The organism is Cryobacterium zhongshanensis (assembly GCF_022760445.1).
Lineage (GTDB): Bacteria > Actinomycetota > Actinomycetes > Actinomycetales > Microbacteriaceae > Cryobacterium > Cryobacterium algoricola.
On record NZ_JALGAR010000001.1, the window covers coordinates 1001240 to 1027883 of the forward strand.

At 68.0% G+C, this 26644-nt stretch carries 22 protein-coding genes; 8 read left to right on the top strand and 14 right to left on the bottom strand.

Going from position 1 to position 26644, the window contains the following annotated elements:
• The first annotated feature begins 25 nt into the window (after window positions 1-25).
• The 5 genes from MQH31_RS04540 (at window position 26) to MQH31_RS04560 (ending at window position 6231) form a co-directional block, all read left to right on the top strand.
• Complete coding sequence (locus tag MQH31_RS04540; protein ID WP_243011089.1) at window positions 26-649, top strand: PadR family transcriptional regulator; 624 nt, start codon at window positions 26-28, stop codon at window positions 647-649.
• Complete coding sequence (locus MQH31_RS04545; RefSeq protein ID WP_243011090.1) at window positions 646-1368, top strand: ABC transporter ATP-binding protein; 723 nt, start codon at window positions 646-648, stop codon at window positions 1366-1368. The genes MQH31_RS04540 and MQH31_RS04545 overlap by 4 nt, the downstream gene beginning before the upstream one ends.
• Window positions 1368-4139 carry an ABC transporter permease gene (locus tag MQH31_RS04550; RefSeq protein ID WP_243011091.1) on the top strand — a complete coding sequence of 924 codons (2772 nt, stop codon included), beginning with the start codon at window positions 1368-1370 and terminating at the stop codon, window positions 4137-4139. Before MQH31_RS04545 ends, MQH31_RS04550 begins: the two co-directional genes overlap by 1 nt.
• Window positions 4140-4311: 172 nt before the next feature.
• Window positions 4312-5625, top strand: a complete 1314-nt coding sequence (locus tag MQH31_RS04555) for an LCP family protein (RefSeq protein ID WP_243011092.1) — start codon at window positions 4312-4314, stop codon at window positions 5623-5625.
• Between the two features lie 87 nt (window positions 5626-5712).
• Window positions 5713-6231, top strand: coding sequence for a GNAT family N-acetyltransferase (locus MQH31_RS04560; RefSeq protein ID WP_243011093.1), 519 nt, complete (start codon window positions 5713-5715; stop codon window positions 6229-6231).
• A gap of 43 nt (window positions 6232-6274) precedes the next feature.
• On the opposite strand, the gene MQH31_RS04565 is transcribed toward MQH31_RS04560, so the two are convergent.
• Window positions 6275-6898: a LysE family transporter gene (locus MQH31_RS04565; protein ID WP_243011094.1), complete on the bottom strand. Its 624-nt coding sequence runs from the start codon at window positions 6896-6898 to the stop codon at window positions 6275-6277.
• A 97-nt stretch (window positions 6899-6995) separates the two neighbouring features.
• Between MQH31_RS04565 and MQH31_RS04570 the strand changes: the two genes are divergently transcribed.
• On the top strand, window positions 6996-8495 hold the full coding sequence (locus MQH31_RS04570; RefSeq protein WP_243011095.1) for a CoA-acylating methylmalonate-semialdehyde dehydrogenase: 1500 nt from the start codon (window positions 6996-6998) through the stop codon (window positions 8493-8495).
• A 75-nt stretch (window positions 8496-8570) separates the two neighbouring features.
• On the opposite strand, the gene adhE is transcribed toward MQH31_RS04570, so the two are convergent.
• From adhE to MQH31_RS04620, 10 genes are all read right to left on the bottom strand, one after another.
• On the bottom strand, window positions 8571-11300 hold the full coding sequence (gene adhE / locus MQH31_RS04575; RefSeq protein WP_134532698.1) for a bifunctional acetaldehyde-CoA/alcohol dehydrogenase: 2730 nt from the start codon (window positions 11298-11300) through the stop codon (window positions 8571-8573).
• Window positions 11301-11516: 216 nt separating this feature from the next.
• The gene (locus MQH31_RS04580) at window positions 11517-12662 is read right to left on the bottom strand and encodes a cysteine desulfurase family protein (protein ID WP_243011096.1); all 1146 of its coding nucleotides are present in this window, start codon (window positions 12660-12662) and stop codon (window positions 11517-11519) included.
• 35 nt (window positions 12663-12697) lie between these two features.
• Window positions 12698-13582 (bottom strand): carboxylating nicotinate-nucleotide diphosphorylase, encoded by an 885-nt coding sequence (gene nadC / locus MQH31_RS04585; protein WP_243011097.1) that lies wholly within the window; start codon window positions 13580-13582, stop codon window positions 12698-12700.
• Window positions 13576-15252 carry an L-aspartate oxidase gene (nadB, locus tag MQH31_RS04590; RefSeq protein WP_243011098.1) on the bottom strand — a complete coding sequence of 559 codons (1677 nt, stop codon included), beginning with the start codon at window positions 15250-15252 and terminating at the stop codon, window positions 13576-13578. Before nadB ends, nadC begins: the two co-directional genes overlap by 7 nt.
• A gap of 29 nt (window positions 15253-15281) precedes the next feature.
• The gene (gene nadA / locus MQH31_RS04595) at window positions 15282-16634 is read right to left on the bottom strand and encodes a quinolinate synthase NadA (protein WP_243011099.1); all 1353 of its coding nucleotides are present in this window, start codon (window positions 16632-16634) and stop codon (window positions 15282-15284) included.
• A gap of 44 nt (window positions 16635-16678) precedes the next feature.
• The gene (locus tag MQH31_RS04600) at window positions 16679-17407 is read right to left on the bottom strand and encodes an NUDIX hydrolase (protein WP_134532690.1); all 729 of its coding nucleotides are present in this window, start codon (window positions 17405-17407) and stop codon (window positions 16679-16681) included.
• 208 nt (window positions 17408-17615) lie between these two features.
• Complete coding sequence (locus MQH31_RS04605; RefSeq protein ID WP_134532688.1) at window positions 17616-18353, bottom strand: polyprenol monophosphomannose synthase; 738 nt, start codon at window positions 18351-18353, stop codon at window positions 17616-17618.
• 5 nt (window positions 18354-18358) lie between these two features.
• Complete coding sequence (locus tag MQH31_RS04610) at window positions 18359-19897, bottom strand: glycosyltransferase family 39 protein (protein ID WP_243011100.1); 1539 nt, start codon at window positions 19895-19897, stop codon at window positions 18359-18361.
• 83 nt (window positions 19898-19980) lie between these two features.
• A complete protein-coding gene (locus MQH31_RS04615; RefSeq protein WP_243011101.1) occupies window positions 19981-21369 on the bottom strand; it encodes a sensor histidine kinase in 1389 nt (462 codons plus the stop codon).
• Window positions 21370-21382: 13 nt separating this feature from the next.
• On the bottom strand, window positions 21383-22060 hold the full coding sequence (locus tag MQH31_RS04620; protein WP_134445835.1) for a response regulator transcription factor: 678 nt from the start codon (window positions 22058-22060) through the stop codon (window positions 21383-21385).
• 119 nt (window positions 22061-22179) lie between these two features.
• Here MQH31_RS04620 and MQH31_RS04625 point away from each other — a divergent pair, with 119 nt between their 5' ends.
• A complete protein-coding gene (locus tag MQH31_RS04625) occupies window positions 22180-23037 on the top strand; it encodes a carbon-nitrogen hydrolase family protein (protein ID WP_243011102.1) in 858 nt (285 codons plus the stop codon).
• Window positions 23038-23099: 62 nt separating this feature from the next.
• Here MQH31_RS04625 and MQH31_RS04630 read toward each other — a convergent pair whose 3' ends face one another.
• Entirely contained in the window at window positions 23100-23486 is a 387-nt protein-coding gene (locus MQH31_RS04630; RefSeq protein ID WP_134532680.1) for a DUF7882 family protein, read from the bottom strand.
• A 116-nt stretch (window positions 23487-23602) separates the two neighbouring features.
• Entirely contained in the window at window positions 23603-24325 is a 723-nt protein-coding gene (locus tag MQH31_RS04635; RefSeq protein ID WP_243011103.1) for a TetR/AcrR family transcriptional regulator, read from the bottom strand.
• Between the two features lie 126 nt (window positions 24326-24451).
• Between MQH31_RS04635 and MQH31_RS04640 the strand changes: the two genes are divergently transcribed.
• The gene (locus MQH31_RS04640) at window positions 24452-25213 is read left to right on the top strand and encodes a glucose 1-dehydrogenase (protein WP_241976003.1); all 762 of its coding nucleotides are present in this window, start codon (window positions 24452-24454) and stop codon (window positions 25211-25213) included.
• A 53-nt stretch (window positions 25214-25266) separates the two neighbouring features.
• On the opposite strand, the gene MQH31_RS04645 is transcribed toward MQH31_RS04640, so the two are convergent.
• Window positions 25267-26412: an alpha/beta fold hydrolase gene (locus MQH31_RS04645; RefSeq protein ID WP_243011104.1), complete on the bottom strand. Its 1146-nt coding sequence runs from the start codon at window positions 26410-26412 to the stop codon at window positions 25267-25269.
• Window positions 26413-26644: the final 232 nt, after the last annotated feature.

Sequence of the window (26644 nt, forward strand, 5' to 3'; positions counted from 1 at the left end):
TTCGGTCGAACATTGCGGGGTCTTCGTGTCGGTACGTCAGAGTATTCTCGCCATTCTCGATCAGGGCTCGAGTTACGGGTATCGGTTGCGCGCGGAGTTCGAGCGACGTACTGGCGCAACCTGGCCGCTCAATGTCGGGCAGATCTACAACACGCTCGACCGGCTGGAGCGCGACGGCCTTGTCGTCAAGGGCGAGACCGACGCCGAAGGTCACGTGTTCTATTCGATATCGGCCTCCGGCCACGATGAGGTCGCCTCGTGGCTGCGCTCACCCGTTCCGCGTGCGGAGACCACTCGTGACGAACTCGCGATCAAGCTCGCGATCGCGGTGACCCTGCCCGGTGTCGACATCGATGAGATCGTTCGGCTGCAGCGGATGTCGACGATGTCGACCCTGCAGGACCTGACTCGGGCCAAGAACAGCGGCGGCGACCCAGGGTCAACGGATGAACTCGCCTGGCTTCTGGTCGTCGACTCGATGATCTTCCAGGCGGAGGCCGAGATCCGTTGGCTCGACCATTCACGCTCTCGCCTGACACGAGCGCGGGCCGAGGGGCTCTCGGCCACAGGGATACAGCCCGAACTGCCGCGACGCGGGCGCCCGGCGCGAAGCGAGCCGACGTCGACGAACGAGTCGGTGGCCCGATGAGCCAGGAGCTGCTGCGCCTCACCGGTGTTTCCCGCCAGTATGGGCGAGGCGAGACCGCGGTGAGCGCGCTGGCCGGCATCGACTTGACCATTGCGGCCGGCGAGATGGTGGCGGTCATGGGCGCGTCGGGGTCAGGCAAGTCGACGCTGCTCACCGTCGCCGGTGGTCTGACCAAACCCACCTCAGGCGAGGTGGTTATCGACGGCCAATGGATCAGTGAGATGAGTGCGAAGCAGCTCGCGGTGGTCCGACGTCGCACCCTGGGCTTCGTGTTTCAGGATTTCAACCTGATTCCCGCGCTCACGGCACTCGAGAACGTGACGCTTCCCCTCGAGCTCGACGGTTGGCGCGCCCGGGACTCCCGACGGGCGGGCATGGACGCGCTCGCCTCGGTCGAATTATCCGACCGGGCGCACCGCTTCCCTGACGATCTTTCCGGGGGCCAGCAGCAGCGCGTCGCGATTGCGCGAGCCGTCGTCGGCACACGCAGGTTGATTCTTGCGGATGAGCCGACCGGAGCCTTGGACAGCCAGACCGGAGAACTGGTGCTCCGGATCCTGCGGCGCCGGGTCGATGCGGGGGCGGGTGCGGTCCTGGTCACCCATGACGCCCGGCACGCGGCGTGGGCGGATCGAATCGTCTATCTGCAGGATGGGCGGATTGTCGGCGAGACGTCGCAGGGAACCGCGGAAGAAGCACTGCTCGGCGCGGACCGCTGATGTCGCGCACGAGCCATCTCTCGCCGTTCCGTGCGGCGTTGAGATTCGCGCGCCGAGACGCGTGGGCGGCCAAAGGGCGTAGCTCGCTGATCATGGCGATGATCGCGATTCCCGTGGCGGGACTGAGCGGCGTTGCGCTGGTCGGCATGAGCATGCTGCCCACGACCGCTGAGACGGTAACGGTGGAGCTCGGACAGGCGGATGCGCGCATCACGATCGTGGGCAGCCCGGACGCCTCTATGGTGCAGAGTCCCACCGAGCCTGACGTGCACCAGGTCGAACTCGACTCCGGCGGGACCCCGGTCAACTCCGATCCGGATGCCGCTCTCGCCGACCCGAAGTCGCTCCTGCCCGCGGGCTGGGACCTCACAGCGGTTCGAGCGGCCGACGTGACCGTGAGAACCCCTGCGGGCATCGCCGGGATGACAGCGGTCGAGGGCGAGGTGTGGAACCCGGCGTTCGCACCGAAGTTCCGACTCGTCGACGGGCGGGCGCCGGAAACGGTCGCTGAGGTCCTGGCCACCGCAGCGGCGCTCGACCACCTGGGGGTGGACCTCGGCGAATCGGTCACGCTTCTTGATCCGGAGCGGACGGTGACGGTCGTCGGCGTGCTGGACGCCGCACAGTACTCTGACGCGACCTCGGTTGTCTTCGGCCGCCTCGGTGCGTTCACCGGCGACACGAATCCGATCGCCGGTCGCGACGACTTCTATCTTTTCGGGCATCCACTCGATTGGGCGGCAGTTCAGAAACTGAATGCCGTGGGGGCGGTAGCGCTGTCCCGGTCCGTGTTGCTGGACCCGCCCCCATCGGGAAGCTCCGCGCTGGATGGATCGACGGGTTTCTCCGGGGTCGCGAGCACAATCGTCACCCTGACCCTGGCCGGAGCGGCGTTCGCCGTCCTGGAAGTGGCCCTGCTCGCTGGTGCCGCGTTCGCGGTCGGCGCGCGGCAACAGCAGCGTGTGTTGGCGACAGTGGCCAGTGTCGGGGGTCGGCGGAAGACCCTCTTTCAGATCGTGAGCGCGAGCGGGTTGGTCCTCGGATTCGCCGGGGGCATCGCCGGGGTGGCGCTCGGGGTCGCCGGTGGGTCGCTCTACATGGTGCTGAGCCGAGACGGCAGTGCCGTCCAGTATTGGGGCTACCACCTCTCCGCTCCGATCCTGATCGGGATCGCGCTCTTCGCCACCGTGATCGGCTGGATGGCCGCCCTGGTCCCGGCGTGGTCGGCATCGCGTCTGGACGTCGTGGTGGCTTTGACCGGTGCGCGACGGCCTCCGTCGGTTCGCCGTGGCGGGCTGCGCTGGATCGGTGTCGGGGTTGTGATTGCGGGGGTGGCCATCACCGGCGGCGGTGCGTACACCGGTGCCGCGAGCGTCTCCTCGCTCGGCATCATCACGAATGGATCGTCGTATCAGCTCGCACTCCTGCTGGTGCTCGCCGGTCCCGTGGTCGCCCAGATGGGCGTGCTGGTGATTGCGCCAGTGATCCTGACCGCGGCAGCAGGGCTCCTCAGCCATCTCGGCCGGTCCGCCAGACTGGCTGGACGTGATGCCGTTCGCAACCGAGCCCGCTCAGTGCCCGTACTCGCGGCCATCATGTCGACGGTCTTCCTCGGCACCCTGCTCCTCGCGTTCTTCGGGGCCTCCGATGCATCCGCCCGGGCAGGATACGAACGCCTCACGGCCGAGGGACAACTCGCGGTAGACCTCGACAGCTGGACCGGGAGCGGGAACCAGCTGGTGCATCCGATCGGTTCTCAGGTGGCGAGGCTCGTCGCGTCGATGCCGGGTGCGGAGACGGTGGGGGTCCTTTCCGGGGTTCCTACCATCCAGGAACGCGGGCCGGCGGACACTGCGCCGGTTCCCACTCTCGCACTGCGGCCGGACGTGCGATGTGACGTGGCCGGCGGCCCGCTCACCGAAGCGGCATGCGGGGCGCCGCTCTATCTGTTCACCACTGAATCGGCACCACGAATCTGGGTCGGGACCGTTGACGATCTCGCCCTCATCCTCGACGCCCCCGTCTCCGACAACGCCCGGAACACTCTGCGCACCGGGGGAGCGGTCTCCCTCTATCCGCAGTACGTGCAGGACGACGGCACCATTCTCATCAACTGGATTCCTGCAAGCGCCACGGCGGCCACAACGCCCACGAAGACGACAGCGATTCCCGCTGTCGTGCAGAAACCAGCACACCCGATCCGCTTCGGGGTGTTCATGCTGGCCGCAACGGCCGTGTCTCACGCACTGGACACAGTCGACTATCGAGTCCTCGCCTCGTTTTCCACGCCCCCGGATGGGGCGACGCAGGAGCAACTGCGAGCGTCCATACGGTCCTTGACCGGTGGCGTCGACCTCCTGGCCCGATATGAACAGGCGCCTGCGAGCACGACAGGAACATCGGGGTGGGCGCTGATGGCGGTCGCTGCGCTCATCGCGTTCGGTGCCGCTGCCGTCGCCCTGGGTCTTGCTCGCGCCGACAGCCGCCGGGATGACAGCACGCTGAGCGCCATCGGGGCCAACCCGGGCATGCGCCGCGCTATGGCCTTCTGGCAGTCAGCGCTCCTTGCCGGTACGGGAGCGCTTCTCGGTGGGATTCTGGGCCTCCTCGGGCCCGTGATGATCGGGCTGGTCGACCTGGAGCCATTCGCTCCGCCGTGGGCGCAGCTGGCGATCCTGACCATCGGGCTACCCGTCGTCATAGCGAGCGCCGGCTGGTTGCTCGCTCGCCCGGCCCGCTTCGACGAGGGAATCCAGCGCACCATCACGTAGGGGGTCAATCGAGGAGCGTCTACGGAAGAAACCCTATTTGACCGGCAATTCTGTGAGTTCCTTCTGTAGGACCGGTCGAATCCGGGAAATCCCAGCAGCCTCACTAGACTCACTCACGATGCACACTGCCTTCGATGGCGGTCATTCCAGGTGGGGGAACGGTAGGCACTGCATGACGAACAACGGATCGTTGCGGACGCACGAGCGCGGCACCGGCGTACCGGTCCGGCATGGCCGCCTCGCCCACCGCGGCCCCGTGCGCTCCCTCGGGAAATTCCTTGCGATCTCGCTCGTGGTGCTGACGGTCAGCACAGGCGCGGTCGTGGCGTTTGCTGCCTGGGATGTCGCCCGCAGCGTGAAACCGGGAATCCATCTCGCCCACGACGCGGACACGCCGGGAAGCACAACGGCTCCCGCTGCGGATGTGGCCGCAATCACGGGCGGGGTCAGCCTGCTCCTGACCGGCACGGATACTCGAACGGGTCAGGGAGGCGTCTACGCCACGAGTGAGGAGCTGGAGGCAAGTTCCGGCGCCGGCAGCAACGACGTCACGATGCTGCTGCACATCGCCGAGGACCACCAGAGCGTGAGCGTGATCAGTTTCCCCAGAGACCTGATGATCCCTGTTCCGGCGTGCCAACAAGCGGACGGGTCGACGGTCTCCGCGTCGAGCCGGGTGATGATGAACACGACCCTCGCGCGCGGCGGGCTCTCGTGCGTTGTCTCGACAATCGAGAAGCTCACCGGGCTCCGGATTCCCTTCGCCGCGCAGATCAGCTTCACGGGCGTCACGGCGATGTCCAACGCCGTCGGCGGCGTCACGGTCTGCATCGCGTCGCCGATCACCGATGACAACACCAACCCGCCCTTGCACCTGGTGCCCGGCCAGCAGACCATTGTCGGCGATGAGGCCCTCTCGTTCTTGCGAACCCGGCACGGTGTCGGTGACGGAAGCGATCTGGGCCGGATCAGCAACCAGCAGGTGTTCATGGCCGCCCTGGCCCGGAAGGTCGAGAGCGGCGGAGTGCTGGGAAACCCGGTCACACTGTATTCCCTCGCGAAAGCAGCCACGAGCAACATGGTCCTGTCCGACACGCTGACGAATCCCACGACCCTGGTCCAGATCGCCCTTGCGCTCAAGGACACGGGCCTGGCGAACATGGTGTTCCTGCAGTACCCGACAGTTGCCGATCCTCAAAACGTCGACCGGGTTGTGCCGCAGTCGAGCGGGGCCGAGCTGGTCAACGCGGCACTCGTCGCCGATCAGCCCATCGTCCTCAGCGGCCTGCCAGGTCGGGGGGCCGTCCTCGACCCGTCCGCCACGCCCGCCCCTGCCCCAGCGGCACCAGCGAGCCCGTCACCGTCGGCATCAGTCCCTGCAACCACTGCGGGGCCCGCGCCAACGCCCACGCCGACAGGTGCGGTGCTGCCCGCGAGCGTGACAGGGCAAACCGCTGCGGAGCAGACCTGCAGCAAGGGCAACTAGACGGTCGCCCCGGTCGGAGCGTTGGCTGCGAGCGTGAACTCGCGAAACTGACCAGAACGGAATGCCCGGGCCCGGTATCCTCGGTGGATGACCGACCCGAGGATTCCGCCACTGTCCCGTGCCAGGCCGGAGAATGCCTCTGTCTTCACCATCGAACGAGACGATCCCGCACGACCCGATGTCCGCCGGCTGCTCGACGAACACCTGGCGGACATGTTTCTGACCTCGCCGGCCGAGAGCGTGCACGCCCTCGATCTGGAAGCCCTGTCGGCACCCGGAATCCGCTTCTGGACCGCTCGGGAGGGCAGCACACTCGTCGGCTGTGGTGCTGTGAAGGAACTGACCACCGACCATGCCGAGCTCAAGTCCATGCGCACAACGCAGGAGGCGCGCGGCCGCGGGGTGGCCGCGGCTATCCTTGGGCACATCTTCGACGACGCACGACACCGGGGCATCGGGCGCCTCAGCCTGGAGACGGGAACACAGGACTACTTCGCTCCGGCCCGTCGGCTCTACCTGCGCAGTGGTTTCATCGAATGCCCGCCATTCGCCGGGTACACCCACGACCCCAACAGTGTGTTCCTGACCATCCGGCTCACGCGATAGTCAGCGCGACCAGCGCGACCAGCGCGACCAGGGCGGTGACCCGTCAGTGGATCGTGGCGAGCAGGATGCCGACGCCGACGAAGAGAACACCGAAGATGCGGTTCAGTACCCGCTGGCCACGCGCATCCCTCGTGAAGCGCTGGAATGACCGGGCCGTTCCCGCGAAGAAGAGCCACATCACGAGCACGTCGATGACGATCACCGTGGCCGCGGCGATCAGGTACTGCGGAAGCACGGGACGATCGAGCCGGATGAACTGGGGGAGGAACGCCAGGAAGAAGACGATCGCCTTCGGATTCAGCAGGTTGACCCAGAGGCCGCGACGGAACATCGACCAGCGGGGCTCGTCGCGGAGCGCCTGGGCGCTCTCGGCGTCCAGGCTCGGCTTGGCGAGGAACTGCCGGACGCCGAGATACACGAGGTAGGCGGCGCCCGCGTACCGGATGATGTTGAACGCGACGGGTGAATTGGCGACGAGCAGCCCCACGCCAAGGGCAACGATCGTGATGTGCACGACCAGTGCAGCCTGTTGGCCGAGTATGCCCCAGATCGAGCGGCGGAACCCGGAATTGAGCGCGTTGCTCATGGTGTTGATCGCTCCCGCACCGGGCGTGAAGCTGATCAGTGCTCCCGCACCGACGAGGGCCAGCCACAGGGAGAATTGCACCGCTCCAGCCTAGGGCCTGCCCGAACCCGTGGATTGCGGCCGGTTGTGTCAGAATCGACGCGTTCCCCGACGTCGTTGTCCGAGAGAGATGAGTGCCATGAGCGAAGTCCCCGTTGTCCCGCACTGGATCGATGGCGCCGAGCGCGCCGGCGTGTCCGGCCGCACCGCTCCGGTCTTCGACCCGGCCCTCGGCACCGTCACGAAAGACGTGCCCCTGGCCGACGACGCCGAGATCGAGGCGGCCGTCGCATCCGCGAAGGCCGCGTTCCCGGCCTGGCGCGACCTGTCGATCGCCAAGCGGCAGTCGATCATCTTCACGTTCCGTGAACTGCTCAACGCCCGCAAGGGTGAGCTGGCCGAGATCCTCACGAGCGAGCACGGCAAGGTGCTCTCCGACGCCCTCGGCGAGATCACCCGGGGACTCGAGGTCGTCGAGTTCGCCTGCGGTATCCCGCACCTGCTCAAGGGCGAGTACTCGGAAAACGTCGCCACCGGCGTCGACGTCTACTCCACCAGGCAGGCCCTCGGCGTCGTCGGTGTGATCAGCCCGTTCAACTTCCCGGCGATGGTGCCGATGTGGTTCTTCCCGATCGCGATCGCGGCCGGCAACACGGTGATCCTCAAGCCGAGCGAGAAGGACCCGAGCGCGGCGATCTGGCTCGCCAGGCTCCTCAAGGAGTCCGGTCTCCCCGACGGGGTCTTCACGGTCCTGCACGGCGACAAGGTGGCCGTTGACGGCCTGCTCACGCACCCCGACGTCAAGGCGATCTCCTTCGTCGGCTCGACCCCGATCGCCCGGTATGTCTACGAGACCGGCACCCGGCACGGCAAGCGCGTGCAGGCACTCGGCGGCGCCAAGAACCACATGCTCGTGCTTCCGGACGCCGACCTCGACCTCGTCGCGGACTCGGCCGTCAATGCGGGCTTCGGCAGCGCGGGGGAGCGGTGCATGGCCATCAGCGTCGTCGTCGCGGTCGAGCCGGTCGCCGACGAACTGGTCGGCAAGATCGTCGCCCGGATGACGGCCCTGACGGTCGGGGACGGGCGTCGTTCCTGCGACATGGGCCCGCTGATCACGGAGGTGCACCGCGATAAGGTCGCCAGCTACATTCAGATCGCAGCGGATGACGGGGCCACCGTTGTCGTCGACGGCCGCGGCATCGAGGTGGACGGAGACAAGAACGGTTTCTGGCTCGGTCCGACCCTGATCGACCGCCTTCCCGTCACGTCGAAGGCCTACACCGAGGAGATCTTCGGCCCGGTGCTCGGCATCGTCCGGGTGGGGAGCTACGAAGAGGGCGTCGCCCTGATCAACGCGGGGGCGTTCGGCAACGGCACCGCGATCTTCACCAACGACGGTGGAGCGGCTCGCCGGTTCCAGAACGAGATCGAGGTCGGCATGATCGGCATCAACGTGCCGATCCCGGTCCCGGTCGCGTACTTCTCCTTCGGCGGCTGGAAGAACTCGCTCTTCGGCGACACCAAGGCGCACGGCGCAGAGGGCGTGCACTTCTTCACCCGCGGCAAGGCGATCACCAGCCGCTGGCTCGACCCGAGCCACGGCGGCATCAACCTGGGCTTCCCCCAGAACCGATAACCGCCGAAAAACAGGTTGGGCCCCGCACCGAAGTGCGGGGCCCAACCTGTTTCAGTACTGATTCAGCGGGTGAACCTACTTGCCTGCCTTGCGGGCCGGCTTCTTGGCGTCCGTGTTGGACTCGACGGCAGCTGCTGCAGCCGAACGACCGGCACGAACCTCTTCGAACGAGGTGCCGTAGTACGCGGCTTCCATGATGGTCTTCATGTCGGCGAGCATCGGCATCCGCGGGTTGGCCGGTGCGCACTGGTCGCCGTATGCACCCATGGCGAGCGAGTCGAGGCGACCGATGAAGTCTTCCTCCACGACACCCTGGGCCTGGAAGGACGGCTTGATGTGCACGGCGTCGCGCAGCTTCTCAACGGCGGTCGCGTACGACTCGATGCCCTCTTCAGGAGTCGAGGCCGGCAGCCCCAGGTGCTTCGCGATCTGCTGGAAGCGCTCGGGAGCGATGTAGGTCTCGTACTTGGGCCAGCTGGTGAGCTTGGTCGGGATCTTGCCGTTGTAGCGGATCACGTGCGGCAGGTAGGTTGCGTTCACTCGTCCGTGGATGAGGTGCATCTGCGCGCCGGTGACGTGAGCCATCGCGTGACAAATTCCGAGGAACGCGTTACCGAACGCCATGCCGGCGATCGAGGATGCGTTGTGCATCTTCTCGCGCGCCTTGATGACCTTGTCGTCGGTGCTGTTCTGCGTGCCGTTGACCGAGGTCTCGATGTTCTCGAAGATCAGCTTGATCGCGTGCAGGCACATGCCGTCGGTGAAGTCGTTCGCGTAGACCGACACGTATGCCTCTGTCGCGTGCGTCAGAGCATCGAAGCCGGAGTCGGCGACAAGGAAGGACGGCATTGCGGCGGTGAGCGCGGGGTCGATGATCGCGACGTTCGGCAGGAGTGCGTAGTCAGCGAGCGGGTACTTGACTCCGGAGACCTCGTCGGTGATGACCGCGAACGGCGTCATTTCCGAACCGGTACCCGAGGTGGTCGGGATGCAGACGAGCTGGGCCAGTTCGCCGAGGTCGGGGAACTTGAACGCGCGCTTGCGCACGTCGAAGAACTTTTCCTTCATGTCGGCGAATTCGATTTCGGGGTGTTCGTACAGGAGCCACATGACCTTCGCGGCGTCCATGGGCGAACCGCCACCGAGGGCGATGATCGTGTCGGGCTTGAAGGCCCGCATTTCCTCTGCGCCCTTCTTGACTGCTGCGACGGTCGGCTCGGGGAGCACGTTGTCGATGATCTGCAGGGAGACGCGGTTCTCGCGACGGTTGAGCACGTCGAGGATCTTATCGACGAAGCCGAGCTTGGTCATGGTCGCGTCGGTCACGATGGTGACGCGCTCGACGTGGCGCATGTCCGCCAGGTAACGGATGGCGTTCGGCTCGAAGTACGTCTTGGCGGGGACCTTGAACCACTGCAAGTTGTTGTTCCTTCGACCGATCCGCTTGATGTTGATGAGGTTGATGGCCGACACGTTGTTCGAAACGGAGTTGTGTCCGTACGAGCCACAGCCGAGCGTCAGGGAGGGGATGAAGGCGTTGTAGATGTCACCGATGCCACCGAGCGAGCTCGGGGCGTTGGTGATGATCCGGACGGCCTTGACGCGGATACCGAATTCCTCGATGATCGCGGGGTTCTCGCTGTGGATCGAGCCGGAGTGGCCGAGTCCGTCGAATTCCACCATCTGCTCGGAGAGCGTGATGCCCTCTTCGGCGTCCTTGGCGTGCAGGACGGCGAGCACCGGGGCGAGCTTTTCGCGCGTCATCGGTTCCTGCGGTCCAACGCTGCCGACCTCGACCATGATGATCGAGGTGTCTTCGGGAACGGTGAAGCCGGCCTGCTGTGCGATCCACACCGGCGACTTGCCGACGACGGAGGCGTTCAGCTTGGCGCCGCCACAGTTCTCCGAGTGGGCCTGAACTCCGAAGATGAATTCTTCGAGGAGCGTCTTCTCCGCCGGCGTCACGATGTACGCGTGCAGCTTCTTGAATTCGACGAGGGCCTCTGCATAGAGCGGCTCTTCGATGATGACGGCCTGCTCAGATGCGCAGATCATGCCGTAGTCGAAGGACTTCGAGAGCACGACGTCGTTGACGGCGCGCTTGAGCTTGGCGCTCTTCTCGATGAATGCCGGCACGTTTCCCGCACCGACGCCGAGGGCCGGCTTGCCGCAGGAATATGCGGCGCGGACCATGGCGTTGCCACCGGTCGCGAGGATGGTCGCAACACCGGGGTGGTTCATCAGGAGCGTGCTCGCCTCGAGGGAGGGAACTTCGATCCACTGCACGCAGTTCTTGGGGGCGCCGGCGGCGATTGCCGCGTCGCGCACAATGCGGGCAGCTGCGACAGAGGACTGCTGGGCTCCCGGGTGGAAGCCGAAGATGATCGGGTTGCGGGTTTTAATGGCGATAAGGGATTTGAAGATTGCAGTCGAGGTGGGGTTGGTCACCGGGGTGATACCTGCGATAACACCGACCGGCTCGGCGATTTCTGTGATTCCGGTAATGGCGTCGCGGCTGATAATGCCGACGGTCTTAAGATTCTGCATCGAGTTCGTGACGTGCTCGCACGCGAACAGGTTCTTCACGGCCTTGTCCTCGAATACGCCACGACCGGTTTCGGCTACTGCGTGGACGGCGAGTTCAGCATGTTTGCTGAGGGCTGCGACGGAGGCCTTCTTGACGATGTGGTCGATCTGCTCCTGGGTGAAGTCAGCGTATTCGGTGAGCGCCTGCTGGGCTCCCTGAACGAGTGAGTCGATTTGGCTAGCAAGTGACTCAGTGACTGGTTTGTCCGTAATGGTCATGGTGCCCCTCTTCGGCGGCCCAACTTGGGCTGTTCGCCTCTTTAGGCAAGCTTACGACCCCGCGCCAAGCGACGCATCTTTAACGCTGGGCAGGGTGTCGGGATTGCCACGTTCCAATTGAGCATTTTGGCTGATTGTCCGGTAGTTTTTCATTCGACGTGATCAGACCGCGAATTTCTACGATTCGTAGAAATTCCGCAGAATCCACGGCCCGATTCAGCGTCGGCCGAGGCCTCGAATTGTCGCGACGGCGAGACCGACGGCGCGGGCCGTTTCCGAGAGTTCCGCGCCGGTCGTCGACGAGGAGAGCGTGAACCGGACTGCGGTCTGGGCGACCTCCGCGGGAAGCCCCATTGCGGTGAGGGTGGGGGAGGGCTCGTCGCTGCCCGCAGCACATGCCGAGCCGCTCGAGCAAACGATGCCGTGCCCCTCCAGTTCGAGCAGCACGGCCTCGCCGCTCGTGCCGGGGAACACGAAGGAGGCCGTTCCGGGCAGGCGCTGCAGCGGATGCCCGGTGAGACGTGCGCCAGGGGCTGCGGCGAGAACCGCCGCAATGAAGGCGTCGCGCAGGTCCGCGACCCGGGGAGCGTTCGATTCGCGTTCGGTCTCGGCGAGTCGCAACGCCGTCGCGAGGGCGACCGCTCCGGCGAGGTTCTCGGTGCCGCTCCGGTTGCCGCGCTCCTGGCCGCCGCCGTGCTGGACGGGTTCGATCGGCACCCGGCGGCGCAGGAAGAGCGCCCCCGTTCCCTGGGGAGCGCCGAGCTTGTGGCCCGAGATGCTGAGCGCGTCCACCCCGAGCCCGGCGACGGAGAGCGGCAGCCAGCCGGCGGCCTGGACGGCGTCGGTGTGGAACGGCACGCCCTGGGCGCCGGTGAGCGCCGACAGGTCCCTGATCGGCTGCACGGTGCCGACCTCGTTGTTCGCGTACTGCACGGAGACGAGGGTCGTCGCAGGGGTGAGCGCACGGGCGAGCTCCGCGGGATCGAAGAGACCCTGGGCATCCACCGGCAGCAGGGTGACCGCGAAGCCGTGGAACCGACGCAGGTAGTCGCAGGACTCGAGAACCGCTTCGTGTTCGATCGCCGAGACGATCAGGTGCCTGCCCCGGGGTGCGGCGAGGGCGATGCCCTTGACCGCGAGGTTGTCTGACTCGGTGCCGCCGCTCGTGAACAGCACCTCGGCGGGGCGGCAGCCGAGGACGGCGGCGACGGTCGCGCGCGCGTCCGCGAGGGCGGCCGCCGCGGCCTCGCCGACCTGGTGGTGGCTCGAGGGATTGCCGAAGCCGGTCGTGAGCACCGGCCAGATCGCCTCGAGGACTTCGCGGCGCACGGGGGTCGTCGCTGCATTGTCGAGGTAGATCACTCCGGGCTCCTTCGGTGGCTGCTGGCGGTTGCGGGTCAGTTCCGGATGGCGCCGTCGAGTTCCGTGCCGGCAACCACGACGACGTCGAGGCCGAGGTCGAGGGAGCGCACGCTGTGGGTGAGCGCACCGACGGAGATGACGTCGACGCCGGACGCCGCGATGGCCCTGACCGTGTCGAGGTTCACTCCGCCGCTCGCCTCCACGATGGCGCGGCCGGCGACCAGCCGCACGCCGTCCGCGAGCTGTTCGGGGCCGAAGTTGTCGAGCATGATCGTGTCCACGCGGGCCGCGAGCACGGCTTCGATCTGGTCGATCCGGTCGACCTCGACCTCGAGGTGCGTGGTGTGCGAGATTCGGTCGCGCACGAGCAGGAGCGCCTCGGTCAGGCCGAGTCCACCGGACTGCAGGATGGCGAGGTGGTTGTCCTTGGCCATCACCGCGTCGGACAGGCTGAAGCGGTGGTTGTGGCCGCCGCCGTCGCGGACGGCGGCGCGCTCGAAGGCCCGCAGCCCCGGGGTGGTCTTGCGGGTGTCGACGATGCGGGCACGGGTGCCTGCGGTCTCGGTGACGTACCGGGCGGTGAGCGTCGCGATGCCGCTCATCCGCTGCACGAAGTTCAGCCCGATGCGTTCGGCCTGGAGGATGCCTCTGGCGGAGCCGGTGACCTCGGCGAGCACGTCGCCGGTCGCGAAGGGGGCGCCGTCGCTCGTGAAGAGGGTGACGGTGATGGTGGGGTCGGTCAGGCGGAAGGCGGATCCGAAGACGGCGCCGCCGCTGAAGACGCCGGGTTCGCGGGCGACGAGCCGTGCGGTCGCCGTGGCGTCTGCGGGGATGAGCACCTCGGAGGTCAGGTCGCCCCAGGGGGCGTCCTCGTCGAGTGCTGCGCGCACCACGGTGTCGATGGCGGTGGTGCTCAGCATGCGATGGCCTCCTCGGCCTCTCTGGTGCGATCGGGGGATTCGAGCACGAGGAACGGATCGTCGGAATCGACCGGTCGCACCCAGGCCTGGCTGCTGGCGAGCTCCGGCCGGCTCTCGGGGAAGTCGGCGCGGTAGTGCGCGCCCCGGGATTCCTCGCGGGCGAGCGCGGAGGCCACGCTGACCCTCGCGAGGTCGAGCAGATTGGCGTCTTCGACGGCGCGCACCCGGTCGGCCGGGGTCGCGTCCGGCCCTGCGGCTGCCGGGTGCTTCCAGCCGGCGAGGTCAGCGGATGCCGCGGCGAGCCCGTCGCCGTCGCGCAAGACCCCTGCGGCGTCCCACATCAGGCGCTGGAGCACGGTGCGGTCGACGTGTGCGCCGGGACCATCGACGGACGCCGCGGGAACCGTCGCATCGCCGGTGCCGCTGAAGGCCGGCATCGACGGGACGCGCAGGCGGTCGGCGTCGGCCGGGGCCGTGCCGAGGGCGCGCACGGCGCGGTCGGCGAAGACCGCGGCCTCCAGCAGGGAGTTCGAGGCGAGGCGGTTGGCGCCGTGGGTTCCGGTCCTCGCGGTCTCGCCGACGGCGTAGAGGCCGGGCAGTGAGGTGCGGCCCCACAGGTCGGTGCTGACGCCGCCCATCCAATAGTGCGCGGCGGGTGCGACGGGGATGGGCTCGACGGCCCAGTCGATCCCGGCGGCGAGGCACGCGGCCGTGATCGTGGGAAAGCGGGTTTCGAGCAGCTCCCTGCCGAGGCCGGTCGCGTCGAGGAGCACGGGCGCTCCGCCCTGGGCGGACATCTCCCTGGCGATGCTCCGGGCGACGATGTCGCGGGGGGCGAGTTCGGCGCCGGGATGGATCGCGAGCATGAAGCGCTCGCCGCGAGCGTTCAGGAGCACGGCGCCCTCGCCGCGGACCGCCTCGGAGACGAGCGGGGTTCCCGGCACCGCGAGGGCGGTGGGGTGGAACTGGTAGAACTCGAGGTCGGCGATCAGGGCGCCGGCGCGCCAGGCGGCGGCGACGCCGTCGCCGGTCGCGAGCGCGGGATTGGTGGTGTGTGGGAAGAGCGAGCCGGCGCCCCCGGTGGCGAGGATCACCGCGTCGGCGTCGACCCGGTGCACGAGACCGTCTGGACCGAGCAGGGAGGCGCCGGTCACCCGGTCGCCCGCGACCAGGAGGTCGACGAGCATGGTGTGCTCGCGGATCCGGACGCGTGGGATACCCGGGGTCTGCTCCGAGCGGGCGGCCCGTTCACGGACGGTCGCAACCAGCGCCGCTTCGATCGCGGCGCCGGTCGCGTCCCCGCCGGCGTGCAGTACCCGGGAGCGGGAGTGGGCGGCCTCGAGGCCGCGGGTGACGCCGGAGTCATCCCTGTCGAAATCGACGCCGAAACGGATCAGGTCGCGGACCCTGGCCGGTCCTTCGCTGCAGAGCACCTCGACGGCCGCCGGGTCGCAGAGACCGGCCCCCGCGCGGAGGGTGTCGAGGATGTGCAGGTCAACGGAGTCGTCGGGGAACATGGCTGCGGCGATGCCGCCCTGGGCATAGCGGGTGTTGCTGTCCGGGAGCCCCTGCTTGGTGACCAGGGTGACGGAGTGACCCGCGTCGGTCGCGCGCACCGCAGCGATGAGTCCGGCGAGGCCGCTGCCGATGACGAGGACACGGAGGGACAACGCGTCGGGTGTAAGGGGTGCTGCGGGCGTCACGCGCGGGTTCCGCTCTCCGGTGCGCCGGCCGGTGCCGCGCTCGTCGGCGCCCCGGCAGGGGGACGCGCGGCGAGCATCCGCTCGAGGGCGACCCGGGCGTTCGTCGCGTCTGTCGCGGGGACCTCGATGCGGTTGAGCACGGCGGGCGGCTGCCCGTCGTCGCCGACGAGGGCTTCGAGCACCCAGGCGAGATAGCCGGAGTGGATGCGGTACATCGTCGAGCACGGGCACACGACGGGGTCGAGGCAGAAAATGGTGTGCTCGGGGTGCTCCGCCGCGAGGCGCTGGACGAGGTTGATCTCGGTGCCGATCGCGAACGTCGACCCGGCGGGGGCGGCTTCGATGGCCTTCTTGATGTAGTCGGTGGAGCCGTATTCGTCCGCGGCGTCGACGACCGCCATCGGGCACTCCGGGTGCACGATGACGCGCACCCCGGGGTGCTCTGCGCGTGCGGTGGTGATCTGGTCGACGGTGAAGCGCTTGTGCACACTGCAGAATCCGTGCCAGAGGATGACCTGGGCGGCGTCGAGTTCGGTCTCGGTGCTGCCGCCGAGGGGCTTGCGCGGGTTCCACATCGGCATCCGCTCGAGCGGGACCCCCATCGCCTTCGCGGTGTTCCGGCCGAGGTGCTGGTCGGGGAAGAACAGCACCCGCTGGCCGCGCTCGAAGGCCCACTTCAACACCGTCTCGGCGTTGGAGGAGGTGCAGACGATACCGCCGTTGGCGCCGCAGAACGCTTTGAGGGCCGCCGAGGAGTTCATGTAGGTGACCGGGATCACCGGGACCCGGCCGGAGGCATCCGCTTCGGTGCCGTAGAGCTCTTCGAGCTGTTCCCAGCAGTCGGTGACCGAGTCGATGTCGGCCATGTCTGCCATCGAACAGCCGGCGGCGAGGTTGGGCAGGATGACCGCCTGGTCCGGCCCGGAGAGGAGGTCCGCGGTCTCGGCCATGAAGTGCACGCCGCAGAACACGATCGCCTCGGCGTCGGGGCGGCTCTTCGTCGCCTGCGCGAGCTGGAAGGAGTCACCGACGAAGTCGGCGTGCTCGAGGACCTCCGAGCGCTGGTAGAAGTGACCGAGGATCACGACCCGGTCGCCGAGGGTGGCCTTGGCCGAGCGGATGCGCGCATCGAGTTCGTCTGCGGAGGCGGTCCGGTAGCGCTCCGGCAGGGCGCCCTGACGGGGGGACCCGGTCGGGAGGACGTCGCCCATCGACGAACCGGGACCGTAGCCGGGGGTGCCGGAGTCGAATTCCCAGGGGCCGGCGGCCAGCTGCGGGCTGCAGGTGCTTCCGGGCGCGGTGCCCGTGCTGATCAGGCGAATGGTGCGGTCGACCGATGCGATGGTCATGCTGTAACTCCTCGATTTTCACAAAAAGCGTTGTACACGGTGGTTCAGTTCGTGGAAGGGACGGCTGCGGCTGCGGCGGTGGTCCCGGGCTCAGGGCCGAAGGGATCCGGTTCGCCCCGGCCTCCGGAGTCGTTGTACCGGTAGAGCCGGGGCGGACGGTGCCGGGTGCCTGCGACGCGTTCTCCGGTGTCGACGATCGAACCGGATGCCTCGATCGTGCGGCGGAAATTGGCGGGGTCGAGGGACTTCTGCAGCACGGCCTCGTGCACATCGCGCAGCTGGGAGAGCGTGAAGGTCTCACCGAGGAAGGCGTGGGCGATCCGGGAATACTCGACCTTGGTCCGCAGCCGCCAGAGGGCGTACTCGACGATCCGGTTGTGGTCGAAGGCGAGCCGCGGCAGGCGGTCTGCGGGGAACCAGCGCACGTTCTCGCCGACGACGGCGAGGTCGGCCTCGCCGGATTCGACAAGGGCCCAGTAGACGACGGACACCACGCGGCCCCCGGCCGAGCGGCCCGGATCGCCGAAGGTGTAGAGCTGCTCGAGGTACTTTGGCGCGAGGCCGGTCGTCTCGCGCAGGGTGCGGGCCGCGGCCGCCGCGAGTTCTTCGGTGCCGGGCAGCCCGCCGCCCGGCAACGCCCACTGGTCGAGGTAGGGCTCCCTGGTGCGGCGGACCAGGGGGAGCCACAACGTCTTGAAGTCGGATTCCGCGTCGGAGCGCAGGGCGAAGATCACGGTCGACACGGCGAGTGCGACGGCGGCTTGAGCGCTCATGGGGGCATCCACTAGGTAAAGGTCAGTATGACTCTAACTGGGTGAACCCATCATATAGTCATTTTGACCCGAAGTCGCCCCCGGGAGCGTCGGCTCCCAGGAACCCGGCCCCACGCGTCCCGAATTCAGGAACCGAGCCGGACTAAACCGGTTTTCCGGCCCGAAATCGGCCTGCAGAAGCCTCGACGCCTGAATTCGGAACGGCGACTCAGTTCTTGGCGGCGGCGATGGCGCGACGGGCGCCCTTGCCCGTGAGACCCCAGACCGTGACGCGGATCATGGCCTCGACGACGATGTTGCCGCTCATCTTGGACGAGCCGAGCACGCGTTCGACGAAGGTGATCGGCACCTCGACGACGGTCAGGCCGGCCCGAACGCTCGTGAGCAGCATGTCGATCTGGAAGCAATAGCCCAGGCTCTCGACGCTCGCGAGGTCCATGCGTTCGAGGGCATGCGCCGTGTAGACGCGGTAGCCGCCCGTGACGTCGTGCTGGCGCAGGCGCAGCACGAGGCGTGAGTATGTCGATCCACCGCGGGACAGCGCGCGACGGTGCCACGGCCAGTTCTGCACGGCTCCGCCCGGAACCCAGCGCGATCCCATCACGACGTCGGCGGTCTTCGCCGCCGCGAGCAGGTCGGGGAGCTGCTCCGGCTGGTGCGACCCGTCGGAGTCGAGCTGCACGAGCTCGTCGTAGCCGCGGGACAGGCCCCAGCCGAATGCCTCGAGGTAGGCGGCGCCGAGGCCGTTCTTCTTCGTGCGGTGCAGGACGTGTACCTGGGAGTCCGCGGCGGCGATCGCGTCGGCGAGCTGGCCGGTGCCGTCGGGAGACGCGTCGTCGACGACGAGGATGTCCGCGGTCGGGACGCTCGCGCGCACGCGGGCAACGATCGGATCGATGTTCTCGCGTTCGTTGTAGGTCGGGATGATGACCAGTGTCTGTGCCATGAAAACTACCTTGTCAGTTCGGTGATTGTTGTGTGTACGACCGTGGCCGTTGAGGCGACGGAAAATCCGAGGTCTTGCAGCGTGCGCAGGTCGGTGCCTGCTTTTTCTTCGCTGCTGCCTGAATACTGCACCAGCCATACCGTATCGGTGCCCACGAGGGAATCCAGGACGCTCGTGAGCCGCTGGGTGGTGTCCCAGAGCGATCCGGTGTCCCCATATGCCGTGTCGAGGGTCACGTCCCGCAGCCCGGTGAAGGATGCCGGGTACAGGTGCAGCGCGAGCCGCGGTTTCCGCGAGGGCCGCACGCTCTCGTCGAACACGATCGCGTCGCCGGGGTGCGCACCGGCCTGGACGATCGCAGCGGCCTGGCGCCAGTCGCTCCCGGCGTTCTTGGCGTACGGGCCGCGCTGGTCGACGTAGCTCGGCACCACGGCGGCGACGAGCAGCACGAGTGCCGTGATCCTGGCCCAGCGGGGCCTGACCCAGGCCAGGGCGATCCCGAGCGCGATCGCCGCGGCCGGCGTGCAGATGGAGAGGTAGCGCAGCGAGTACATCGGCGTGACGACATGGGTGCCGATCAGCAGCGCGGCGCTCGGTATGAGCATCCAGGCGAGGACCACGCCGAACGCGGCCCGGTTCCGTTCGAGGGCGGGCACCCGTCCGCGGCCGAACCATGCAAGCGCGACCGCGAGCAGGATCAGCGCCCAGGCGATGAGCGCAGCGGGCACGTTCCCGAACCACTGGTTGACGGCCGCGTCGAGCACGCTCGTCTGGGCGCGTCGCCCGATGAATGAGAGCTGGTCCTTCTGGCTGACTCCCGCCAGCAGAACCGGTGCGGCAGTGGCGAGGCCGACCACGGTCGCGACAGTCCAGGCGATCACCTGCCCGCGTCGCCGGGCCCGATCGGGCGCGAGCAGGAACACCGCGAGCCCGAGCACGGGGACGAGGAGTGCGATGTAGAGGAAGACATAGATTCCGAGGGCGAAGAGGGCGGTGAAACCGATCCAGAGCCAGATGCGCGCCGACCGGGGCGCCGCTCCGGCCCGGAGCAGGTGCACGAGCAGCACGACGAGCCACACGGCGATCGCCGCTGCGAGCGCCGTCGACCGGGCCTCTGCACCCATGTACGTCACCCGGGGGAGCACCGCGAAGACGAGGGCGGCGATCCAGGCGACCCGGGTGTCGGTCAGCATCCGCGCGAGCGTGAACGTTCCCGCCGTTGCGATTCCGATCGCAATCGCGCTCGGGAGCCTGGTGGAGAACTCGGACGCCCCGAAGAGGTCGATCCAGAAATGCAGCATCAGGTAGTAGGTGCCGTGTACGGCATCGATCGTGCCGAGCATCCGGAACAGGGACGGCAATGACCGCTCGGCGGACATCACGCTCGCCGCTTCATCGCCCCAATAGGACGGGTTCCAGGACCCCGCGAGAGAGATGAGCAGGCCGAGAACACCGAAGTGCAGCGGGGCCAGCTGCCGATGGGTGGGCCAGGATCGCCGCTGCGGGCGCAGCTCTGGATCATGTGTCACGGGCAGATAAGTCACGCCTTTACGTTATGCCACCCGGTCGGGGGTTTCCCGACAGCCCCGCACCGGGCGCCTGCGAAGGCTCTCAGTTTGCCGCCGGGTCAGGCCCGAGGGCCCGGTCCGGTGCGGGTGCGGGTGCTGCGCGGCAGGCGGATGTCGATGGCCAGGCCCGTCCCCGTGTTGCGCAGGCTGATGGCCCCCTTTGCCCGGGTCACGATCGCGTGCACGATGGCCAGGCCGAGTCCCGACCCGATCGATCCGCTCGCCCGGGACTGCTCCGGCCGGGAGAACCGGGCGAAGGCCACCGGGATGAACGATTCCGGCATGCCGGGACCCGTGTCTACGACGCTCAGCAGGGCGCCCTCCGCAAGGCTGCGGAGCGTGACGGTCACAGTGCCGCGCCCGCCCATGGCGTTGATGGCGTTCGAGATGAGGTTGTCGACGAGCTGCCCTGCATTGGTCACCGAGATCGCATAGCGACCGGTCGGGTCCTCTCCCTCGATCTCGTAGTCGACATCGAGGTCCTCCCCGTTCCGCACGACCCGCGCACGGTCCACGGAAGCGGAGATCTCGGCGATCAGGTTGTCCCAGCCGCACTCCGGCGGGTCCTGCTGGCTTTCCAGCTTCGACAGTTCCAGCAGGTTGGTGGCGAGTCGGGAGAGGCGGTCGACGGTGCGCGAGGCATCGTCGATGTCCGCCTCGAGGGCGGGGGCGTCGCCGGAATTGAGATGGGCGAGTTCGAGCTGAGCCTTGAGCACGGCGAGGGGAGTGCGCAACTCGTGGCTCGCATCCGAGACCACCTGTTTCTCCCTGTCGATGCTGCGGCGGAGCCGGGAAATGAAGTCGTTGAGGGTCACCGCGAGCCGGCTGACCTCGTCCCTGCCCGCAGGGACGAGCAACTGGGCGGAGGATCCGGTCGTGCTCAGGCTCTCCGCCTCCTTGCGCAGCCGGTTGACCGGACGGAGAGCCGCCCCGGTGAGGAGCCACGAGGCGAGGCCGAAGCCCACGGTCAGGAGCACGGTGCCCATGATGAGCACCCGGCCCAGTTCGTCGAGCAGCAGGCCGAGTGCCTCCTCGTTCCGCGCCGTGATGACGACCCAGTTGCCCTGATTGGTCACGGCCGTCGTCGTGGCGACCAGGTACCTGGCGTTGCCCGCATCGATCGTCTGCGGCGTCTCGCCGATCTTCACGAGCTCGTCGACGCGTTTCCGCAGCGCGACCGGCAACGAGGACTTGGAGATCTCGCCGTCCGGCCCGACGATGGCGATGAGCTGGCCTTCGCTCGGGCCGTCGTTCGGCTCGGTCGGATTGTGGATCAGGTCGGTCACGATCGGGGCCGCATCGCTGTGCAGCAGCGTCGTCGTCGTCTCGATCAGGATCGCCTCGACCTCGGCGCGGAAGAACACGGCGGCCCCGCTGAACAGTACGGCGGCGATCACGAGACTGCCGACGGTGATGCGGGCGCGGATCGACAGGCCGGGCAACCTCATGGACGTGCTCCGCTCACTCGACGAGTTCCACGGCATACCCGGACCCGCGCACGGTCACGATCCGCATCCCGGCCGCCGCTGAGTCGATCTTGCGCCGCAGGTAACTGATGTACTGGTCGACGATGTTCGGGTCGATATGTTCCGTGCCGTTCCAGATCTCTTCGAGGATGGTCGTGCGGTCGACGGTCGTGCCGGCCCGGCTGCAGAGCAGGCGGAGCAGCGCGACCTCCTTGGGGCTCATGGACACGGACCGGCCGGCCACGGTGACCTTGAGGTCCCGGGAATCGATGGCGAGGTTGCCGAGTTCGAGGCTCAGGGGGGTCGCCATCGACTGGCGTCTGAGCAGTGCCCGCACCCTGGCGGTGAGCTCGAGGAAGGCGAAGGGTTTGGTGAGATAGTCGTCGGCGCCGCTGTCGAGGCCGAAGACCCGGTCGTCGACGGTGTCCCTGGCGGTCAGGAGCAGCACCGGCATGGTGTTGCCGGAGTCGCGGATGCGCCGGCAGATCTCGAAACCGGTCATCTGCGGAAGCATCACGTCGATGGCGGCGAGGTCGAATTCGTTGTTATTGATCGCGATCAGGGCATCCATCCCGTTCCCGACCCTGACGATCTCGTAGCCTTCCGCCTCGAGTCCGCGTTCGATCAGCGCACCCATTTGTTCGTCGTCTTCCACGACCAGGATCTTTGTCATGCCCGCCCCTTTTGCTCGTGCGCCGGTACCTCTTCATGCTGGCACGTTCCCGGTGCGGAACGTGACCAAGTCTGTCTGTTCCGCTCCAATCGGTCGTTCCTCGTGGCTAGGCTGACGCCATGGTCGAAACCCCGCATGACGTGCCGGTGCCCGCCCGGGCGGTGTCGGTAGATCCCGCCGCCGTCGGTGTCGCCGTCGCCCAGTTCGTTCCCGGTGCCGACCGGGAGGCGAACCTCGCCGAGGTCGCCCGCCTCGCCGGCCTCGCGGCCGCTCGCGGGGCAGAGCTCGTGGTCTTCCCGGAATATTCCGCGTTCTTCGAGCCCTCTCTCGGGCCCGCGTTCATCGCGGCCGCGGAGCCCCTCGACGGTCCGTTCGTGACGGGGCTCGTTGCGCTCGCCGAAGGGCTCGGCCTCGTCATCGTCGCGGGCATGCTCGAGGAAGCCACGGTCGCCGGACGGTTCTCCAACACCCTCGTGGCGGTCGGGCCGACGGGCGAGGTCCTGGCTCGCTACCGCAAGCTGCACCTCTACGACGCCTTCGGCGAGCGCGAATCCGACTGGGTGCTGCCCGGCGCGATCGAGCCGCCGCAGACCTTCTCCGTTGGAGGGCTGACCGTCGGACTGCAGACCTGTTACGACATCCGCTTTCCCGAGGTCACCCGGCGGCTCGTCGACGCGGGCGCCGAGCTCGTGCTCGTGCCCGCAGAGTGGGTGCGTGGCCCGCTCAAGGAGCAGCAGTGGCGCACGCTGCTCACCGCGCGCGCGATCGAGAACACGGTCTACGTCGCCGCCGCAGACCACGCGCCGCCGATCGGCGTCGGCACGAGCATGATCGTCGACCCGATGGGGGTCGAACTGGTCACGATCGGCGAGACGACGGATGTCGGCGTCGCCTGGCTCACCACGGCGCGCCTCGACCAGGTGCGTGCGGTCAACCCCGCACTCCGGCTCCGGCGTTTCGGGATCGTCGAGGCCTAGCCGCCGAAGACCAGTCGCCGAGGTCCAGTCGCCGAGGTCCAGCCGCCGAGGGAACGGGAGTCTCAGCCTTCGCTGGCGATGGTGTCCTGCGAGGCCGCGGCGGCCCGGGAGCGGAAGCCGGGTTCCGGACGCATCACGTGGTCCTGCTCGGCCATCGCCCGTTCCTCACCCGTTGCGACGAGTCCCTGGGAGCTGTTCGCCGAGCGGGTGAGCTGGGCGAGCCACAGCGGATTGATGGTCGGCGGCTGGCCGCCGGAAAACTTGAAGTAGAGCGGGATGGCCGGGTGCAGCCAGGCGGAACTGCGACCGTCGCCAGCCTCTGCGGCATTCCGCCAGGACAGGAGGAAGCTCTCGCCGCGGCGCAGCTTCTGAACGATCACGATTTGCAGATGCGCGAGGATCCGGTCGTCGAACTCGACGGTGACCCGGTCATACGTCAACGAACCCATGGGGTGCCGCTTTCAGTCGGTGAATCCTCGCGCGAACAGCCGACCGCCCTCGTGAGGCATCCGCTAGGTTCGCTCATTAAGTGTGGTCGTAATTCCCGGTCAATACAAGGGAATCGTCAGGGGCCGACGGGACGCGCGGGCACCGATTCGACGATGCCGTGCAGCACGAGGTCGATCTCCGCGCGGAGGGAGTCCGGCAGGCTCTCCATCGGCTCGCGGCCGAGCCCGCACCGGATCAGGGCGAGGTGCAGCAGCGAAAAGATGCTGCGCGCCGCAAGCGCGGCGTCCACCCCGGGCCGGAGCCGTTCCGATCCTCCGGGAGTCTCCGTCCCGTATCCGCTCAGCAGGGTCGCAATGGATGCCTCGAGGCCGTCGACGAGTTCGAGGGCCTCGACGCGGTAGGCGCCGGTGGGCTCGCCCCACAGGATCTCGCGCTGGTAGTAGGCGGTGTTCTCCGGGTTGAGGGCGGCCGAGGTCAGCAGGGGACGCAGCAAGGCCATGATCGCGTCCGTCGGGGCGAGCCGTGCGGCCGAAGCCGGGGCATCGTGCCGGGTGGCGCTCAGAGCCCGGCGCCACTCGGCGTTGAAGACCATCAGGAGCAGTTCGGGTTTCGAGGCCGCGTAGCGGAAGAGCGTCCCTGCTGCGACATCCGCACGGTCGGCGATGTCCTGGGTCGTGACGAGCGCGTAGCCGCGCTCGGCGAAGAGGTCTTCGGCGGCCGCGAGGATGCGGCCCTGCTTGTCGCGCTTGTTGCGTTCGCGGCGGCCGGGAGCGGGGGCGTCGGGAGCATCGATGGCGGCGCCGGCGACCGATGTCCGGTCTTCGTCGGGTGCACGCACGGGAGTCCTCATTCTGGGTCGGCTTCATTCCGGGCGGATGCCGCCCCGGGCTCTCTCAATCGTAGGTTCAATCAGCTGATCCCAATATAACGGAGTACGCTCATTTTTGAGTAGAGTACAGATTCTATGAACACGAAGAGAAAGGTGGTCATCATGGGCCGCGTTCAAGGCAAAGTGGCACTCATCAGTGGCGGTGCCCGCGGAATGGGGTCGTCACACGCGCGTCGGCTGATCGCAGAGGGTGCCCAGGTGGTCATCGGAGACCTCCTCGACACCGAGGGCGAAGCCATGGCGGCAGAGCTCGGCCCGGCAGCGCGCTACGTGCACCTCAACGTCACCGACGCCGACGACTGGTCGGCCGCCGTGCTGTTCGCCGTGGAGACCTTCGGCGGGCTCGATATCCTCGTCAACAACGCCGGAATCGCGAGCGCAGCGCCGATCGAGAGTTTCCCGATCGACGTCTGGACGCGCACGATCGAGATCAACCTGACCGGTACCTTCCTCGGCATGCGGGCGGCCATCCCGGCGCTCTCACGCCGCGGCGGCGGTTCGATCATCAATGTCTCGTCCGTCGAGGGCCTTCTCGGCAGCGCGGGCCTGCATGCCTACGTCGCGTCGAAGTTCGGCGTGCGTGGCATCACGAAGTCCGTCGCCCTCGATGTGGCGCCCCTCGGCATCCGCGTGAACTCGATTCACCCCGGTTTCATCGAGACCGCGATGACGAAGTCCCTCGACGTCGACATGGTCGAGATCCCGTTGCGCCGCGGTGCCAAGCCCGAGGAAGTCTCGAACCTCGTGCTGTACCTGGCGAGCGACGAGTCGAGCTACTCCACCGGCGCCGAGTTCGTCATCGACGGCGGCCTCACGATCGGCATCCCGCACAACTGATCGCTCGACCCAGCGATGTCCCGCCCTCCCCCGCGAGAGCACGATTTCGGCCCTTAAGCCCTCCTCGGCTTAAGGGCCGAACGTGTACTCTCGCGGGGGGTGAGGAGCGCTTCGAGGGCGGCGAAGGGCTTCTCGATGTGGGCGAAGTGGCCGGTGCCCGTGATCGTCTGCGAGACGAAGCCGGGAATGACGGCGCCCAGCCGGGCGCTGTCCGAATCGGCCACGAAGACGTCGGCGTCACCCTGGATCGCCCGCACCGGGCAGGCGATGCGCGACCAGGATCGCGCCGGGTCATGGGCTCCGGCGAGGGCGGATGCCGCGGCGAACGCCCGCGGGCGGACCTCCGTCGCGAGGGCGGAGATCACGCTCTCGGGCACATCGTCGACCCGGCTGAACAGGGGCGCGGTGAGACCGCGGAGCAGACCCACCCGGCCGAGCCATCGCACGAGGCCGCGCCCGGCGGGCTCGACGACCGCGAGGGCGCGCATGACGGCGAGCAGGGCGGTGTAGCCGGGCAGCAGTGCGAAGCGGGTGAGCGGATGCCGCACGCTGTCGACCACCGAGAACGTCGTCGCCGACACGAGAGCGACCGACACGGTCGCCGCGGGTTCGAGTGCGGCCAGTTCGAGGGCGAGGAAGCCGCCGAGCGAATGCCCGATGACGTGCCAGCGCTCGTAGCCGAGGGCACGGGCCGTTTCGGCGATCGAGGCCGCGACGGTGGCGATGCCGGGGGCGGGCCGGGTGGAGTGCCGAATCGAGGCATCCGCCGCACGGCGGCGTGTACTCGGGGCGCGGCTGCCGGGCTCGTCGTTCAGTGCTTCGCTGTCGCCCCAGCCGGGCAGGTCGGGAATGATCAGGTCGGACAGGGCGAGCGCTCCGGGCGCGATGCGTCCCGCAGGGCCGCGGGTCGCCGCCGCCGAGAGGAGCGGGGTCCAGGTCGTCCAGGAACCGGCGGCCCCGTGCAGCAGGATCGTCGCCGTGTCGCTGCCGGTGCGGCGGCCGTGCCGCACGACCAGCGTGCCCGCGCCGAGGCGCATCGAGCTCGTGGTGAGACCGAAGCCGCGAGCGTCTGTCGAGAGCGGGAACGGGCAATATTCCTCCCGCCGAGGTCCGGTCCCGGCCGTCCCTGCCGGCACGGGAGGCATCGGCGCGGCCGGCACGGCCGTGCGGCCGGGAGTGCGGGTCATCAGGGTGGTCATGTCTGGTATTCGTCGCCGGCGCTCGATCGGTTTGGCCGCGTCGGCGATGTGGCCGCGTGGGAACGGGCCGCGACCAGTCCAACGTCGCTCGAGCCGGCTCCGGCGCCGATCGGCGGACCACAAACGGAACGCATCTGGAATAGGACGGGGTCCCTGCCCGTTGTCGGAAGCGCAACCCGTGTTCCCCTGCGCCGGCCGGTCCGACCGGTCAGGCGGAATTTCCGTACTACGA